The organism is Saccharospirillum alexandrii (assembly GCF_004000275.1).
GTDB lineage: Bacteria > Pseudomonadota > Gammaproteobacteria > Pseudomonadales > Natronospirillaceae > Saccharospirillum > Saccharospirillum alexandrii.
Window position 1 is genome coordinate 372,782 of the sequence record NZ_RCIP01000003.1, and the last position, 17,804, is coordinate 390,585.

Annotated in this window: 12 protein-coding genes; 1 reads left to right on the top strand and 11 read right to left on the bottom strand. The window is 57.0% G+C overall.

The features are described 5' to 3' along the window. The first annotated feature begins 64 nt into the window (after positions 1-64). Entirely contained in the window at positions 65-1,147 is a 1,083-nt protein-coding gene (locus EP166_RS15340; protein ID WP_127558637.1) for a GGDEF domain-containing protein, read from the top strand. Positions 1,148-1,154: 7 nt separating this feature from the next. Here the strand turns inward: EP166_RS15340 and EP166_RS15345 are convergent, their stop codons facing one another. The 11 genes from EP166_RS15345 to EP166_RS15395 all read right to left on the bottom strand — a co-directional run bounded on the left by EP166_RS15345 (position 1,155) and on the right by EP166_RS15395 (position 17,784). After that, complete coding sequence (locus tag EP166_RS15345; protein WP_164743965.1) at positions 1,155-2,750, bottom strand: methyl-accepting chemotaxis protein; 1,596 nt, start codon at positions 2,748-2,750, stop codon at positions 1,155-1,157. Between the two features lie 175 nt (positions 2,751-2,925). Further along, positions 2,926-4,986 carry a putative bifunctional diguanylate cyclase/phosphodiesterase gene (locus tag EP166_RS15350; RefSeq protein ID WP_127558640.1) on the bottom strand — a complete coding sequence of 687 codons (2,061 nt, stop codon included), beginning with the start codon at positions 4,984-4,986 and terminating at the stop codon, positions 2,926-2,928. A gap of 27 nt (positions 4,987-5,013) precedes the next feature. Continuing rightward, positions 5,014-6,567, bottom strand: a complete 1,554-nt coding sequence (locus EP166_RS15355; protein ID WP_127558642.1) for a methyl-accepting chemotaxis protein — start codon at positions 6,565-6,567, stop codon at positions 5,014-5,016. A 448-nt stretch (positions 6,568-7,015) separates the two neighbouring features. Then, positions 7,016-8,350, bottom strand: coding sequence for a DEAD/DEAH box helicase (locus tag EP166_RS15360; RefSeq protein WP_127558644.1), 1,335 nt, complete (start codon positions 8,348-8,350; stop codon positions 7,016-7,018). Between the two features lie 425 nt (positions 8,351-8,775). Continuing rightward, the gene (locus EP166_RS15365) at positions 8,776-10,434 is read right to left on the bottom strand and encodes a tannase/feruloyl esterase family alpha/beta hydrolase (RefSeq protein ID WP_127558646.1); all 1,659 of its coding nucleotides are present in this window, start codon (positions 10,432-10,434) and stop codon (positions 8,776-8,778) included. A gap of 44 nt (positions 10,435-10,478) precedes the next feature. Next, positions 10,479-10,895, bottom strand: coding sequence for an acyl-CoA thioesterase (locus EP166_RS15370; RefSeq protein ID WP_127558648.1), 417 nt, complete (start codon positions 10,893-10,895; stop codon positions 10,479-10,481). Positions 10,896-10,905: 10 nt separating this feature from the next. Then, entirely contained in the window at positions 10,906-12,750 is a 1,845-nt protein-coding gene (locus tag EP166_RS15375; protein WP_127558650.1) for a feruloyl-CoA synthase, read from the bottom strand. Between the two features lie 469 nt (positions 12,751-13,219). Continuing rightward, positions 13,220-14,983, bottom strand: a complete 1,764-nt coding sequence (locus EP166_RS15380; protein ID WP_164743966.1) for an acyl-CoA dehydrogenase family protein — start codon at positions 14,981-14,983, stop codon at positions 13,220-13,222. Positions 14,984-14,987: 4 nt separating this feature from the next. Next, positions 14,988-15,755 (bottom strand): 3-hydroxyacyl-CoA dehydrogenase, encoded by a 768-nt coding sequence (locus EP166_RS15385; RefSeq protein WP_127558654.1) that lies wholly within the window; start codon positions 15,753-15,755, stop codon positions 14,988-14,990. Positions 15,756-15,763: 8 nt separating this feature from the next. Then, complete coding sequence (locus EP166_RS15390; protein WP_127558656.1) at positions 15,764-17,023, bottom strand: thiolase family protein; 1,260 nt, start codon at positions 17,021-17,023, stop codon at positions 15,764-15,766. Positions 17,024-17,025: 2 nt separating this feature from the next. Continuing rightward, the gene (locus EP166_RS15395) at positions 17,026-17,784 is read right to left on the bottom strand and encodes a crotonase/enoyl-CoA hydratase family protein (protein WP_127558658.1); all 759 of its coding nucleotides are present in this window, start codon (positions 17,782-17,784) and stop codon (positions 17,026-17,028) included. Positions 17,785-17,804: the final 20 nt, after the last annotated feature.

Genomic DNA, 17,804 nt, shown 5'->3' on the forward strand with positions numbered 1-17,804 from the left:
AGCCCGGTTCGATCGGTGCTACATTAGCCAACACACTGTCTGCTGTAGTGTTGTGTCTATTCCCATGTCTGAACACTGGTCTACCCCCTGCAATGGGCCTTTGAAGCCCAACCCCGACTCTTCAGGTTTGTTTCTGGCCGTCTCACGCGCTGCCGGGTATTTAAACCATGATCGGGGTTGGCGACACGGGATTGAGAGTTTTCTGGCCGCGCTGGGAAGGGCAACATCGTCAAACCGGGCCTGGATGTTCGAGGTGGTGGATCAGGGGCCTGACCACTACACCACCAAGTTCGTTTATGAGTGGGCGTCATCGCCCGAATACTCTGAAATCAACAAACCGCGATACGATCATCACCGGGTGAACATCAACACCGATGACCGGCGCGCCTTTTATGAATCACGCCTGAACGGTGACGTCCTCAGGCATCACCGCAACTCAGTGGGCGCCTTTTTACGCCTCGAGTTTGAACTCCAGAACATTCAGTCGATGCTCACCATCCCGATCATGGTCGATGGCACTTGGTGGGGCATTCTGGGGTTTGATGATTGCGACGCTCCGCGTGATTACTCCGACAGCATGGTGGCCGCCCTGGAAATTGCTGCAACACTGATTACCAATGGCATCTTACGTGACCGTCTGGAATGGGAAGTTAATCACGACCACCTGACCGGCCTGCACAACCGCCGGGCTCTGATTCAACGCATTGAGCGTTCACTGCTAACCTCACCCGACCTCGGTTCACTGATTATTATTGATCTCGACGACTTCAAACACATCAATGACACCCTCGGTCATCAGGCCGGGGATGCCGCTTTGAAGGCCGTGGCCAACTTGCTGAGCTCAGCGTTGCCCAAAGGAGCAACGCTTTCCCGCTTTGGGGGTGAGGAGTTTGCGCTATGGCTACCGGCAGACGGCAACGCCGCCTGTGCGCTGGCTGAAAACATGCGCGAGAAACTCGAGCACCTCGACATTCACTGGCAGAACTCAGACATGGCCATTCGTGCCAGCTTCGGAGTGGCGCAAATGCGCCCTTGCCCGCACCCTGAGCCAACGCAGGTTCTGTTCGACAAGGTTTTCGCCCGGGCCGACCGGGCGCTGTTCGAGGCCAAAACCGGCGGACGAAATCAGGTGGTTTATACCGACTGACGGCTGATCACGCCGACTTCAACTTGAACTGCCCAGCCAATTCCTGCAGCTCCACACTCAGGCGACTGAGCTCCTGATTCGATTGCAGCGTTTCTTCACTGGCGGTTGCTGTCTGATCGGCCGACTCTGAGATGCTGAGAATATTACGGCTGATGTCTTCCGCGACGGCACTCTGCTGGGTTACTGCGGCTGCAATTTGCTGGTTCATGTCCTGAATTTGGGTAACGGCTTCGGTGATCGACTTGAACGCTTCCCGGGCCTGAGTAGCCGGCCCTTTGGTCGCATCGGCCCGCTCGGAGCTGAGTTTCATTTTTTCGGCCGTGCTTTGGGCTTTCTTCTGCAACTTGGTGATCAGCGCTTCGATTTTTTCGGTCGATTCCTGAGTGCGTTTCGACAGGCCGCGCACTTCATCGGCCACCACAGCGAAGCCGCGCCCTGCGTCACCCGCACGTGCTGCTTCAATCGCTGCGTTCAAGGCCAGCAGGTTGGTTTGCTCGGCGATACCGGCAATGACATCGAGCACGGTGCCAATCTTATCGCTGTCTTCCTTCAGTTCCACAATCGTCTGAGTGGCTTCTTCCACTTCGTCGGCCAGCTCTTCAGTCTGTTTGATGTTATTGCGCACCAGACCACCGCCTTCACGGGTGAGCCGTTCGCACTCCTGCGCTGAACTCGACGCTTCTTCAGCATTTTGCGCAACTTCCCGCACTGTTGCCGTCATCTCATTCATGGCCGTCGCAACCTGGTCGGTTTCATTCTTTTGTTCCGTAATAACCCGGGTACTCTCCTGAGCAACAGACGACATTTGCTCGCTGGCTGACGCCAGTTGCGTAATGCCGTTACCCAGCCGGCCGATCAAGTCTTGCAAGCTGTGAATCATGGTGTTGGTGGTCTTCATCAACACGCCCATTTCATCGGTGCGCCGAGTCACCAGTTCCTGGTCGAGATCGCCCTCGGCCAGGTTCGACATTACGTCAACCAGCCGCGACAACGGCTGACTGATCATAGCGGTAATGACGACCGCGATGAGTATACCCAGCGCCAGCGCCAGAGCAGTGACAAGCACAATGGTTTGAATGGATTGGGTGACCGTTCCATCAACTTCGCTGTCTTTGCTCATGATATAGTCATCGATGATCGCCTGCATGGCCAGGGCGCTGCTAACCAGCGAGTCGTTATACTCCCCCATCTGTGCTTCACTTACGCCAGCCTCAAAACCACTGACCAGCAAGGTAAAGTTGTTTGCGTACTGGTCCAGCTCTTCCAGCACATTTTGCATCACCGGAGCAGTGCGCGGATCAACCGCTGTTTCCATCAGTGAGTTCGCGTCGGTTCGCAACCCGGCGAGCTGGGCTTCTACCTCTTCACGGTACCGTGCTTCCTGGGTCAGCTCGTAATCTTTCCCCGCGATGCGGGTGTTAGCGATACGTTCGCCCATAGCATCAAACAATCTGAGACGCTGATACTCTTCAGTCACGAGATTGAGATTCTGATAGCCGGTTAAAGCAATGCCGGCGGTCAAAAAAAGAACCAGACCGAAACCACCAAACAATTTAATTCGGGTAGACAGGTTGTAAAAAGGTTGAGTAATGCGATCGAACATAGCCATCATCCTTCGGTCTATTTGTCTGACAAAAAGTCTTATGACAGTAAAACGTAGCAGATGGCATAGCTTAAGGTAGGGTTGATGCCGACATTCTCATTCAAATAATTTGAATCGAAGAAACATAAACCACTTTTCCATGGTGGGTGAAGGAGTCGGGCAGTGTGATGTCTGCTTAGGAAGATCCTCCCATTAGGTCGGCCATAGGAAACGGTCGATCAAACCAAAAGCCCTGACCATAGTTGCATCCCAATCGCAATAGAGCCTCAACTTGCTCAGGTTGCTCAATACCTTCAGCGATCACTGACAGGGACAAGGAACGGGCAATGGACATGATTCCCTCAATCATCTGATAGCCGGAGTCGGTCAGTATCTCGTCGACAAATACCTTATCGATCTTGATACCGGTCACCGGCAGATTTTTCAGATAGCCGAGCGATGAATAGCCAGTCCCAAAATCATCGATGTCGATTTTGACGCCTCGCTCTTTGAACTGACGCAAATGACTGAGAACGTCGCCACCCGGCTTGACCAGACTGCCTTCCGTAATTTCAAGCACCAGATTGGCCGGTGACAGTTGCCACAGGTCGAGGCTCTGGTTAACCAGCGATAGCAGTGATACATCTGAGAAATGATCGGCAGTGATGTTGACCGCGATTGGCAACACCGATTTGCCCTCCTGATTCCGCTGCGCCAGGTGATGCACGACCTGATTGATCATGAAGCGGTCAAGTTCTTTACCCAGCCCGATAGCCTCGGCGATGGGAATAAATTCGGCGGGTGAAACGAAGCTGCTGTCCGACCGAGGCCATCGAACCAGGGCTTCAAAGCCAACCCGCTGGCCTGTTTTCAGCGCCACCTTGGGTTGCAGGTAGACCTCCAACTGGTCGTTTTGCAAGGCTGACCGCAATGCCTGTTCGATGTCCATGCTTCTGGTCAGGCGGGCGTGATTATCCGGGTTGTAGAAACCGATGTTGATGTCGGTACCAGCCTCCATCATTGCTGCTTCGGACCACTGAATCAGTTCGGATATTTTGTCGGTGTCCTGCGGACAGAGGCAGATGCCTGCCCGGCCTGAAAGGCGCACGGTTTCGGAGTGCATGGCGTACGGTTCCTCCATCAACGCCACAATACTGCGCACGATCCGTGTCACTTCCTCATGATCTGACCCCGGTACAACAGCAATCAGATGGCTACCACTCATTCGCGCGCAAAGACTGTCCACAGGCAGTGCCGACTCGAGACGGCGCGCTAACCAGGTCAGTATCCGGTCACCTTCTTCATAACCGTAACGCTGATTAACAATGCCAAAACGGGAATAGGAAATAGCCGCGACCGCACAGGTCGAATGGGCATTGATCCAGGCAGGGAACTGCTTGATCAGGGCTTCTTTGGTCAGGAAGCCCGTGAGTGCATCATGTGTCTCCAGGTACTCGGCTTCCTGGCGGGCTTCGTGAACCTCATCCATCAACTTATGCCGGGCACTGAGGTCATGACAGATGCCAATAAACGTACGGGCTCCTTCGACCATGGCCTCACCAACCGATAGATGCATCGGAAAGGTGGTTCCGTCTTTCCTAAGACCCGAGACCTCACGACCTACGCCGATGATCCGTGCAGGGCCACCTTCCAGATAATGTCTGATGTACTGGTCGTGCCTGTGCCCGTATTCGGCCGGCATCAACACAGAGACATTGCGCCCAACCACCTCGGCAGAAGACCAGCCAAACAAGGATTGGGCCGCGGCATTAAACGCCTGAATCAACCCGCCTTCATCAATTGTCACGATGCCATCAGCTGCGGCATCGAACAATGCGTTTTGCACCAGTTGGAGCCGGTACAAATCCTGTTCGATCTTCTGCTGCGCTCTCAGGTCACGGCAAAAGGCGAGATACCAGGTTCCGTCGGTCAAAGCTGCTTCAGCGACGGTCAAGTGGATCGGGAATTCCTGTGCTTCGGAGTCTACCGCTGTCACAATTCGGCTCTGCCCAATGATGCCGGGCCGGCCCGTCGTCTGGTACCGGGTCAGGAATCCATCGTGCAGATCGGCCATCGCGTGAGGCATCAGGTGCCTGACGTTAGTGCCGTTTAAATAACCCGGCGAGTAGAGAAACAACCGCTCGGCGGACTGGCTGGCACGAATGATGTTGCCCTGAGTGTCTGAAATAATAACGGCGTCAGGTGAAGCCGCCATTATCGACTCGAACAAGGTGTTAGCCTGGTCGATTCGTATCATGCATACTCAAATTTCATGTGTCGGTGGCTATCGTTTAAACCGGTTGACCAGCTCATCCAGGTCCTGGGCGACTCTGTGAACCTGACCGATTCGCTCAGCCGCGTGCGTTGATAAATCGGTATTGCTCGATGCCAGGTTTGAAATGGTTACAATTTGCTGATTGATTTGTTCCGACACCTGCGCCTGCTCCTCAACCGCTGCCGCCATTTCCTGAGACATACTGGCAATGCCGTCGACTGAGGCGGCAATACCATCGAGTTTATCGGATGAAATCGCGACCTGTTTCAACCCCTCTTCGGCATCTTTCTGTCCCTCACTCGCCACGGTAATCGCCTGCTTGGCGCGGTTTTTCAGTTCGGCAATGATTGAATGAATTTCCTGTGTCGACCCCTGGGTGCGTTGCGCCAGTTGACGCACCTCATCGGCCACCACCGCAAAGCCCCGGCCGGACTCGCCAGCCCGTGCTGCTTCGATGGCGGCGTTCAATGCCAACAGGTTAGTCTGCTCTGCAATTTGTTCAATGATCTGGGCCGCACCCATGATGGTTTCCGTTTGTTTCGACAAATCGCCAACCGCTTTGCTGATGCCATCCACCTTGGTTTTTAATTGTTCAATCACCTGGTGGGTTTTGCGGGAAACCGAAGCGCCCTCTGTGGCCAGTCCGCTGGCTTCCTCGGCTTTGTGGGCGGTTTGCTGAACGTGATTGGACACTTCGTTGATGGTGGCGGTCATCTGATTCATCGCCGCCGCCACCTGATCGGATTCGTCCTGTTGCTTGCGCATCTCAGACTGCGCTTCCGTGGCCATGCTCAGTGCATCGGAGGCATCGCGGCTGGCCCGTACCGACGCATCCTGAATGCGGGTCAGCACGGTATCCAGATGCGCTTGCTCGCTCATAATGGCGACTTTCAATCGACCCAGATCGCGGGCATCGTCGGTGTAGCTCCTGACCGCCAGATCGTGTTTAAACGACTTGCCCAGCAGCTTATTAAGCCCTGCCATCAGCGAACGGCGAGACAGCAGCCACCAGCAAGACAAGGCAATGAGCGAGAGCAGCACGACGCCGTACGCCAAAGCAAGCTGATTGGATGCAAAGAGTGCCAGCGACACCAAGGCCACAACGGCAGTTGCCATGGTTTGCCGGGGTGGCAACGCAGGGCCGGTTTTAAAACCCGACTTCTTGATGTTGCGATAGAGCTTTTCGGCGCGTTCAACATCGCTGCGCTTGGGGACACGACGAACCGATTCATAGCCGATGACGGTGCCGTTATCGGTCACCGGGGTAACATAAGCATTCACCCAATAATAATCACCGTTTTTGCAGCGGTTCTTAACCAGACCCATCCAGGGCTGGTTGGCCTTCAGATGCGACCACATGACTTCATAGGCTTCTGACGGCATGTCCGGATGACGGATGATGTTATGGGGCTGACCGATAAGCTCTTCCCGAGTAAAGCCGCTGACGCGTTCAAAGGCATCGTTGCAGTGTTTGATTCGGCCTTTCAAATCAGTGGACGAAATCAGCTTTTCGTCTGTTGAAAACGAAATTTCCTTATCGGTAACCGGTTGATTATTTCTCACTACTTCCTCCAATGCCTGCTAACAGGCAATCACTCCTGCCATATCCGGGTATCAGCCAACTGGTTTCCGTGAACGGAACTCAGCAAACCCTCGCATTCAGTCGGAAACGTATCCGGGTGAAACACGTTGGGCACTCTGATTCCAATTACCACTGTAGCGCATACTATCGGCTTGGTTATCAGCCTCTTTAGTACAGTTTTTTAACTGAGTCGGCAGAGTCATAAATCGTCAGGATAGGGAGAGACAGCCGATCTCATTATCGAGATGCGCGATGCTGGTAGGTATAGACCAGCGTTTGGCATTGAGCAAAAACCAACCTGAAATAGGTTCGAGTGACTTAACACTAGCAGACGTTTACGGTTTTTTTAAGGAGTTGGCGGATGGACCACGAAAACAAAAAAAAACGGGTTACCGGGCGAGTGGCTCGCACCGGTAACCCGAACAGACATCAGGCCGTGGCAGAATTGCGCGGGCGTGCAGGTCTTGGCTTGCGACGTACGGTGGGCTTGTTGGCCGGGGTGTCTGAACGGCGATCGTTGCGATCACCGGTCGAACGGCCCTGGCTGTTGCCATTACGTGCCGACTGCGGGCGGTTTGGCCGTGAACTGCTGGCCGGGCGCTTGCTGCTGGCACGACCTTCCGGTACCCGCTGATCCGGCTCGAAACCTTCAATTTCAGTACGTTCGATGCGCTGACTGGTCAGCTTCTCGATACCGGCCAGAAAATCGGCTTCATCGGCGCTAACCAGTGAAATCGCTTTGCCCGAGGCGCCAGCACGACCGGTACGGCCAATGCGGTGTACGTAATCTTCAGCGATGTTCGGCAGATCGAAATTCACCACTTGTGGCAGCTGGTCAATGTCCAGACCCCGGGCGGCAATGTCGGTTGCAACCAGAATGCTGACTTTTCCGGCCTTGAAGTTGGCCAGTGCCTTGGTCCGGGCACCCTGGCTTTTATTGCCGTGAATGGCCGCGGCCCGAATGTCGTTTTTCTCCAGAAATTCGGTCAGCTTGTTGGCGCCGTGCTTGGTGCGGGTGAACACCAGCGCCTGTTTCCAGCCGCCGTCGTGAATCAGCTTGGCCAGCAGCGCAGGCTTGCGCTTTTTATCAACCGGATGCACTTCCTGGGTCACCGTGGCCGCCGTGGTGTTGCGCGGCGTTACCGAGATTTCGACCGGGTCGTTCACCAGGCCTTTGGCCAGGGTGCGAATTTCCGGTGAGAAAGTTGCCGAGAATAAGAGGTTCTGGCGTTCTTTGGGCAGTACGGCCAGAATTTTCTTGATGTCGTTAATGAAGCCCATGTCGAGCATGCGGTCGGCTTCGTCGAGCACCAGGACTTCGAGTTGTTTGAAGTTAACCGCACGCTGGTTGAACAGGTCGAGCAGACGACCCGGTGTGGCCACCAGAATGTCGGCGCCTTTGCGCAGAGCCATCATTTGCGGGTTAATCTTCACACCGCCGAAAACAACGGTGGAGCTCAGGTTCAGGTGGCGGCCGTAAGTCACGACGCTTTCCTGAATCTGGGCAGCCAGCTCCCGGGTTGGGGTCAGAATCAAGGCGCGGGTGCTGTTGCTGCGGGCACGTTCGCCGTCAGCAAGGCGTTGCAACAGGGGCAGGGTAAAACCTGCGGTTTTGCCGGTGCCGGTCTGGGCAGCGGCCATCACATCACGGCCGGACAGTACGGCGGGAATCGCCTGGGCCTGAATGGGTGACGGTGTATCATAGCCTTGGTCGGCCACGGCTTTTTGCAGTGGCAATGACAGGCCGAGAGAGGCAAAGCTCATAGTTCGGAGGTTCTCTATTTAAAAGACAAAGATGGGTGACCCATCCTTTTAACAGGCAGGTCGCGGCGCCCGTTTTTGAGCGGCGGTGCAGCTTACAGGAAGGGGCTGCAGAACGCCATGTTTGGAGAGGGAATAGACGGTGGCGCCATGGGTTAGAAATTCGGTGACTAACTTTCGACTGCACCACCCTTAGCTCTGGTGCCAAGCGGACCACCAGGTACGCCTGCTGAAGGTACGCCGTAAACCCATCCATGGGGGCTCGCAGACAACATCCATGCTGTCTCACGACCTTCAGCAGGCGTACCTGGCGGTCCTTGGGTAGCCAGTGGTTGAATTACCTCGAATTTCTAACCCATGACGGTTGAATCCGAGGTTACACATTAGCACCTACTCTGTTTCGGGGATTATCACGATTATTCAGTCGATCACTCTTCGCACGCAAAGCTAGCAGCCGAAGCTTCATCACCTCCTGTGTATCTGGCTACTTGTGGGTAGGGGCAAAGTTTACGCTCTACCTGACCCAGTTGCGCCATGGCATCGTCATTACCGGGCATTACGCCTGCAACCACGGCTTCAGGCGCCTTACCCTGTTCGACCCAGTCGACCAGTGCGGTGAAGAAGTCGAAATCATCCACCGTAGGGCCGCCGGCGCCGTGTGGCATGCCGGGTACGCGGTAGTACCGGGCGAAGACTTCGGCCTCGTCGTTGTTGTTGGCGTCGAGTTTCCGGTACCAGTTGGTGGTGTCGTTGACGGAGAACACCGGGTCGCTCACGCCGTGGAAAATCAGCATTTTGCCGCCCTGGTCGTTAAAGTCGGCCAGGGTTGGGTTTTCCGAGTCGGGTGGGGTCATGTAGTCCATCGCCGATTCGGGGTAGCGGTCGGTGGTTGCGTAGATTTTAGGGGCGTCGCTGTCGAAGTCAAAACCAAGCAGGTACTGTTCGAGCGCCTGGGGGGTACCGGCCACTTCGGTAGGCGGCGTGGTAAACAGCTGCGCCAGTGAGGCGGAACCCATTACGCCGATCAGGGGCTGGTTGTTCCAGGGTGGAATCGGGGTTTCCAGTTTCCAGAAACGCCAGTCGCCGGAGCCGATGCCGATGTCCCAGGGCCAGTCACTGTACAGCGGCACACCCTGGGAGTTGACCGGGCCGTTGTGAATCGCGGTGAGGGCGGCTACCTGGGCTTTGCTCAGGCAATGGCCGGTTATGGCGGCATCACACTGCAGGGCTTCTATGTCGAAGGCTGACTGGCAAGCATCGGTATCGGCGATGTAGCCGTCTTCGAGCCCGTCCAGTGAATCGCAGGCCTGGGCGATGCCGTCAGCCACGGCTTTTAATTGCTCACGGCTGAAGGCGGTTCTTACGTCGCCATTAATGGCTTTGAAAGCCTGAATATCCCAGGCGTGTTGCACCGCGGCCCGGGGCAGGTTGAAGCCGGGGTAGCCAACCAGCAAGCCATCGAAGGCTTCGGGCATGCGCGAGGCGGCGACCATGGCATGACGCCCGCCGTTGGACCCGCCAACACCATAGGTGTAATCGATGCCGTCGTCGTAATAGGTTTCTACCAGGGTGGTTGCCAACGGGTGCAGTTTGCTGACGGCGGTGTAGCCGTAATCGCGCCGGGCTTCGGGGTCGAAACCAAAACGGGCGCCACCGGCTAGGCCGGCTTCAGGGTTGGCATCACCGGCATGGCCGGCGTCACTGGACACCACGGCATAGCCGCGGTTCAGGGCGGTGTCGGATTCATCGCCGCCTTTCAGTTCGCCCACCGCTGGGACGACCGAGCCATCGTTGCCACCATTGAACTGGTGGACAAAGCGCTGGTTCCAGTCGTTGGGCAAGCGCAGTTCAAAGCTGATCTGGTAGTCTTTGCCATCGGCCCCGGTACGAGCGTGGGCAGCCCCCAGAATGCGGCAGTGGTCGACGGCAAAGTCTTCACCAGCGGCGACGGTTTCGATTTGGCTGATCGACAAGTCGGCGCGTTCCAGAACGCCAATACTGTCATTCGTGCAAGCCAGGCCTGCGGCGAAAGCGGGTGCGGTGCCAGCGGCAAGCAGGCTGGCGACCAGGGTGCGTTTTACGTTCATAGAAATCTCCTTATTGTTTTTATAGAGACGACAATGCTGAGCATTTAGACGTTGAAAGCTTGCAGCACCTCCTGAGGAATGGGTTGGGATTTGATCTTGTCAGGGTCTTCCGGGTCTTTACCAACCCAAACGCGGGTTTCGAACCCTTCGACCGCCAGGGCATCGCCTTTCAGAATGCGGTGATGCACGTCGAAACTGCTGCGCCGAAATTCGGTGATGGTCGATTCGATCACCACCTCTTCGCCAAAGTGCGACGGAATGTAGAATTTCGAACGCGTATCGACCATGGGAATACCGACCATATTAAACTGCTTCAACATGTCGAATTTCGGGAAGCCCGCCTTGGCAAAGAGCTTGCCGGTACAGGCATCGAAATAGGCAAAATAACGCGGGTAAAACACGATGCCGGCCGGGTCGCAATCACCCCATTCGATGGTTTGTGTGTGTCGGTTAATGAGCATGGAGTGATCCTTAGTCGGTGAGTTTGATAACAGCGTCGGATGGCGTTGACTGATACATATCATCCACCACGGCAGCGCGGTTTTCCAACACGGCGCGCTGGTTGATCGAGCCTTTGTCGGTAATTTCATGAGCATCGAGACGCGGCATTTCAGTGAGCAGCACCAGCCGTTCAACGCGGTTTGAACTGCCTGTGCTGCTGGCTTTCAGGTCACGCAGCAATTGCTTGAATCGTTCTGTCACGGCCGGATGTTTCACGACGTCTTCGATGTCGGCCTCTGCACCCAACCCCGCCAGCAAACGACACTGCTCCCGCTCGGGAAACACCAGCGCGGACACAAAGGCCCGGTCAAGCCCGGCGATCACAACGTCCTGTACCACAGGCGCACCGGCGTCGATGATTCGGGCGCGTAGCGGCCCGACACTGACCCAGGTACCGGTATCGAGTTTGAAATCTTCCGAGATGCGGCCATCGAATTTCATGCCGCGTTGCGGGTTCTCCGGGTCGATGAATTTGGCGGCATCGCCCAGGCAATAGAAGCCTTCGTCATCAAAGACTTTGGCGGTCACCTCCGGCTGACGCCAGTAACCCGGCATCACATTCGGGCCTTTAACCCGGCACTCCAGCTTGCCGCCGTTCGGCACCAGCTTCACTGACACGCCCAGTGCCGGCAACCCGATCACGCCCGACTGTGATTCCTCCAGCGAGGCAAACATTGCCGACGGCGCCGTCTCGGTCGCCCCCAGGCCGGTCAGCATGCCAACTTTTGCGCCAATGGATTTAACAGCCAGGTTATCCAGCTTGTCCCACACATGCTGAGCAAGGCCGGCACCGGCAAAAAACATCAGCTTCAGATCACCGAAGAAGCGATCGCGCAGGGCATCGTCCTGCTCAAGTCGATCGGCCAGCAGTTCAAACCCCTTGGGCACGTTGAAATAAACCGTTGGCGAAATGTCCTGAAGGTTACGAATGGTGCGCTCGAACAAAGCCGGCGTCGGCTTGCCATCATCAATGTACAGGGTGCCACCGTTGTACAACACAATGCCGACATTGTGATTACCACCAAAGGTGTGATTCCAGGGTAACCAGTCGAGCAAAACCGGTGGCTCTTTTTTCAGAAACGGCATGACACCCGCCAGCATTTCCTGGTTTGATGCCAGCATCCGGTTGGTGTTGATCACACCCTTGGGCATACCGGTAGAACCCGACGTAAACAGGAACTTGGCAATGGTATCGGGTGAAAGCAGCGCGTGCGCCTTGTCGACAGCATCAGTAACAGGTGTCGCCAACAAGCTTTCAAACGCAAGCGCGTCACCGCTATAACCCGTGGAATCAATGGCAATGACTTCAGCGTCATCAGCGGCAATTGCACTCAGCGCATCGCCATAATCAGCCGCTTTGTCGACCAGGTAAGCACCCGGTGTCAGCAGGTCACAAATGTATTTGGCTTTGCCGAAATCCTTACTAACCAGACAATAAGCCGGTGATAGAGGCGCATAGGGAATACCCACATACATGGCCGCCAGTGCCAATAATAAATGCTCGGTGCTATTGCCACTCAAGATCGCCAGCGGCCGCTCAGATGTCAGCCCCTTATCCAACAGCGCCTGCGCCAGTGACCGGACCCGTTTCAGCGTTTCACCATAACTGACCGGCACCCACTCGCCTTCTTTATTGCGCTCAGCCACAAACACCCGGTCTGGCGCCACACTGGCCCAGTGATCTAGCCGCTCGATCAGCGTATCGGGATAGGCCGGCAGTTGCTCTTCGGTTTCCAGTAACTGAGTGCCATCGGAACGCTTCGTCAACCGGGCTGTCGCCCGACCAATCTCAATATCGCGGTAATCGGTTGCCATGTCCTCACCTTCTTGTTTTAAGTCACCCGGCTCTTTATGTTTTTGAGCCATCGTGGTTACTGTGGTTAACGTTGAACTTTACTCGGGGCAGTCGTTCGGGTTGCAGGTCCGCTTCACTCCGTACCGCTTGCAGGCACATCCCTGTGCCACCAAACGGCACGCGGGCGTCCTGCCCGCTACTGCGTGAAACGCCCCTGCAACCCTGTATCAATTGCCAACCTAAAATTTTCTAAACTGTCGTAGAAACGATTCGATCTTTCGGATGAAATATTGCCACCAATCCAAGTGACAGCTGCCGGGTTGGTCTATCCGGGGTAGTCCGCAACATGGATGTTGCGGTCTAGGCTCCATGGACGGATTCACGCCGACCCCGGATAGACCAACCCGGTAGTTGGCACGAACTCCTGGCTACAAGGCCGAACCCAGCAGAGGTCTACCCGGTTGCTGTAATAAACTCATGGCAAAAAGCTCACCCGAACTGATACTTAAGAAGCCCCCGATCCGCATTTTGAACCCGGTCCAGGTGTACTCGAATTTCTGGTAAATGGTGCGCGCAGTAGAACGCCAGTAATGCCTGAATGTTGTTTCGTTCTTTGGCTGTTACGCCGTCGTTTTCGGCGGCTAGGACTGACAAAGCCAGTTGCCAGCCGAGAGCCAGAATGCCGGTGGCTTCCAGCAGTGCTACTGAGGCTGCGTGCAGTTGGGTGGCATTGTTGGCCTGGTGTTCCAGCAGGTCGCGAACCGTGTTGCGCAGGGCATCGATTTTTCTTGTCAGCAGTGCCCAGTCTGATGAGCACTGCGGGTGTTCACTGAGCGGCTGCAGGTTGGTTTTCATTCGGTTCAGCCAATCGTAGAATATTTCGCCATGGTCGCGTTGGATTTTTCTGAACAGAAAATCCTGCGCCTGAATGCCGGTAGTGCCCTCATAAATGGTGCTGATGCGCAGGTCGCGATAGAACTGGGCAACGCCGGTTTCTTCGATAAAGCCCATGCCGCCGAAGATTTGAATCGCATCGCCGGTCAGGCGGTTGGCCATTTCCGTGACGTGTGCTTTGAAGATGGGCGTCAGTAAATCGAGTTCCTGTTGCGCTTGTTGCGACTCGGGGTGCGTTTTCTCGCGGGCGCAATCGACCTGATGGCCCAGGTGCAGGCCTAGCATACGGGCTGCAAATAGTCGGCTGCGCATGCCGAGCAGCAGTCGTTGAATGTCGGGGTGCTCGACCAGAGCGACCGGGCCTTTGCCGGTTTCGACATGGTGGCCTTGTTTTCGCTCCTGCGCCCAGGCCAGTGCAGCCTGGTAGGCGCGTTCGCCGACGGCTACGCCTTGCAAGCCAACGCTTAAGCGGGCCTCGTTCATCATTACAAACATGACCGCCAATCCACGGTTCGGTTCGCCAACCAGCTGACCCCAGGCGCCCTGGTTGCCACCCAATTGCAGTGAACAGGTCGGGCTGCCGTGCAGACCCAGTTTGTGTTCGATGCCGGTGCAAACTATCTCGTTTGGCTGGAGCTGGCCGCTCTGATCTTCGATGTGACTCGGCACGGCAAACAGGGAAATGCCTTTGCTGCCGGCTGGTGCATCCGGCAGTCGTGCCAGCACCAGGTGAAGGGTGCGTTCAGTAAAATCGTGCGCGCCGTAAGTAATGTAGAGTTTGTCGCCGGTTAGCCGATAGCCGCCCTGCTCATCCGGGGTCGCCCGGGTTTTCATCAGCCCCAGGTCCGAACCGGCCGCCGGTTCGGTCAGCGCCATGGTCGCGGTCCAGTCGCCGCTGACCAGACGTTCGCCGTACTGTTCGATCAGGTTGGTATCACCACTGGCCAGCAGCGCTTCGACCGCCCCTTCGGTCAGCGGTTGAATCAGGCTGAACGCCAGGTTGGCGCCCTGCCAGCCTTCGGTCACAGCCATCGCCAACACCTTCGGCAGCGCCTGGCCGCCGAGTGCTTCCGGCAGGCACAAACCGGTCCAGCCGGCTTCACGGAATTGTGCGTAGGCGTCCGCCCAGCCATCCGGTGTCGTTACCTTCCCCTGATCGAGCCGGCAGCCTTGCTGATCGCCGGTCGCATTCAGCGGTGCCAGTACTTGCTCGGCAAAGCGGGCTGCTTCGTCGATGACGGCGCTCATCAGTTCGTCGTCGAGTGCTTCACAGGCGGGCAAGCTGTTCAGCCGCTCGCGACCGATCAGATGCTGCAGCCCGAAACGGATGTCTTCAACCGGAACGCGATAGGCCGTCATGACATTACCTCGCCGCCATGCGCAGGGCGCCATCGAGGCGAATGACTTCGCCGTTGAGCATGGGGTTTTCCAGAATGTGGGCGGCGAGGGCGGCAAATTCGTCAGGTTCCCCCAGGCGGGCCGGGAAGGGTACGGAATCCCCCAGTGATTGCTGCACCTCCTCGGGCAACACCGACATCATCGGCGTTTTGAACAATCCGGGGGCGATGGTCATCACCCGAATGCCAAACGCCGAGAGCTCCCGTGCCAGTGGCAATGTCATGCTGACGATGCCGCCTTTGGAGGCTGAGTAAGCCGCCTGGCCAATCTGGCCATCGTAGGCGGCAACCGAGGCGGTATTGATGATAACGCCCTGCTCCAGCCCGTCGTTCGGCGGGGTGTGCTGCATTGCCTCGGCCGCGAGCCGAATCACGTTAAAAGTTCCGATCAGGTTGACCTGAATGGCGCGCGAGAAGGTGTCCAGGCGATGCACGCCTTTGCGGCCGAGCACCCGTTCAGCACCGGGAATACCGGCGCAATTGATCAGGGCGTTTAACGGCCCCCAGCGTTCCTGCAGCGCTGCCAGAGTGGCGCTGACGTTGGCTTCATCGGTGATGTCGGTATGGGCAAATACGGCATTGTCGCCGAGCTCTTTAGCAAGTCGGCGTCCGGCTTCATCGTTAACATCAGCCAGGGTGACCCGGGCACCTGCGGCGACCAGATGGCGCGCCACGGCTTCGCCGAGGCCGGAACTGGCGCCGGTAACCAGGGCGTTGAGTTCAGACAATTTCATGATGCCCCCTACCCTACGTTTTCCAGCAGCACACTGATGCCCTGCCCACCGCCGGCGCAGGCCGAGGAAATACCGAACTGCTCGCCGGTTTCTTTCAACTGACGGGCCACGGTGTGGGTAAGCCGCACACCCGTCACGCCCAGTGGGTGACCAATGGCGATGGCGCCACCGTTCACGTTCACTTTGTCGCGATCGAGGCCGAGCTCGCGTTCAACGGCAATGTACTGGGCGCCGAAGGCTTCGTTGATTTCGATGCGACCGATATCGCCCAGCTTCATCTTCTGGCTGGCGAGCACGCTGCTGATCGCCGGCGCTGGGCCAATGCCCATGATTTCCGGTGGCACACCGACCACAGAACCGCCAACAATTCTGGCCAGAGGTTTCAGGCCGTGGGCGCGAACGTAGTCACCGGAAGCGACCAGTACCGCCGCCGCGCCGTCGACAATGGCCGAGGAATTACCGCCCGTCTGCACACCGCCAAAGGCCGGGCGCAGTTTGCTTAAAATTTCCAGCGGGCTGGGGCGAACGTGGCCATCGCGGTCAAAACTGGCTGCCCGGTCGGAGAGTTTGAAGCCCCGTGTTTTATAGCCTTCGAGTGGGAATTCAGTGCTGCTGACGGATACCACTTCGTCGTCGTAAAAGCCTCTGTCCCAGGCATCGATGGCCGTGGCAAAACTGCGGGCGGCGTAGTCGTCGACTTCGGCGCGGCTGATGTCGTAGCGTTTGGCCAGTTCTTCTGCGGTGTGGCCCATGGCCATGTCCGGTGCGGTGTCGATCATCGCTTCCCAGAGAAAGTCACCGAATTCGACCTGGCCGAGTTTGAAGCCCGCCCGCTGGGTATAGGAGGCCACCGGGTTCCGCGACATCGATTCGGCACCGGCGCACAATACCAGTTTCGCCTTGCCGAGCTTGATCTGGTCAGCCGCAGTCAGAATGGCCTCGAAACCCGTGGCGCACAGCCGGTGCACCAGCAGTGATGGTGCGGTTTGTTTGACGCCGGAATACAAGCCGATGTGACGCGGCAACATAAAGGCATCGAAACTCGCCTGGGCAACGCTGCCGGCAATGACGGCATCAACATCACTGGCCGGAATACCGCTGTGTTCAAAGGTGGCGCGGGCGGCGTAGATGCCCAGATCGATCGGTGAGATTTCACGCATCACGCCGCAGTAATCGGCGAAGGGCGTGCGCCGACCGTCGACCAGATAGATATCATCGTACTCGGATAAGAGCGCATCGCGCTCGGACGCCTGGTAAGTGTTGCTCATGATCATTTCTTCCTGTTCAGAAATTGGCCGATGCGGGCCTGAACTTCGGGGCTGGTCTGGGTCATGCCGGCGACCAGCGATTCGGTAAACAAGCCGTCGTCCATCGACATGCTGTCGATGCGGCTCATGGCACTGACCATAGCCCAGTTCGACAATGGCGAATTCTGCGCAATGCTGGCCGCCAGTTCGTGCGCTTTGGCTTCGCCCTCGCCCTCGGCCACGCGGTAGTGCGCCAGACCGACCCGTTCGCCTTCATCGGCACTCAAGGTTCGGCCGGTGAGCATCATTTCCGTCATCCGGCCCGCACCGATCACCCCGGCGACCCGCACCGAGGCACCACCGCCGACGAAGATGCCGTGGCGGCCTTCCGGCAAGCGGAAAAAGGCGGAGTCTTCAGCAATGCGTACGTGGGCGGTCGCGGCCAGTTCGAGCCCGCCGCCAATCACGGCGCCTTTTAACACCGCCACAATGGGAATGCCGGCATTGGTCATCTTGCCGAATACCCGGTGCCACATCTGGGAGTGGCGTACCACCTCAAACGGCTCCCGGGCCTGATGTTCAGCCAGGTCGAGACCGGCGCAAAAGTTGTCGCCAGAACCGGTGAGCACCACTACGCGAATGGCGTCGTCCAGCGGGTTGAACAGTGCTTCCAATTCAAGCAGCAGGGCATCGTTAATGGCATTGTGTTTGGCAGGGCGATTCAGACGAACGTGGGCAATGCCGTCGTTGATGTCCATCGTTACCAGTGCAGTATCGGTCATTGCGGTTCCCATCCTGATCG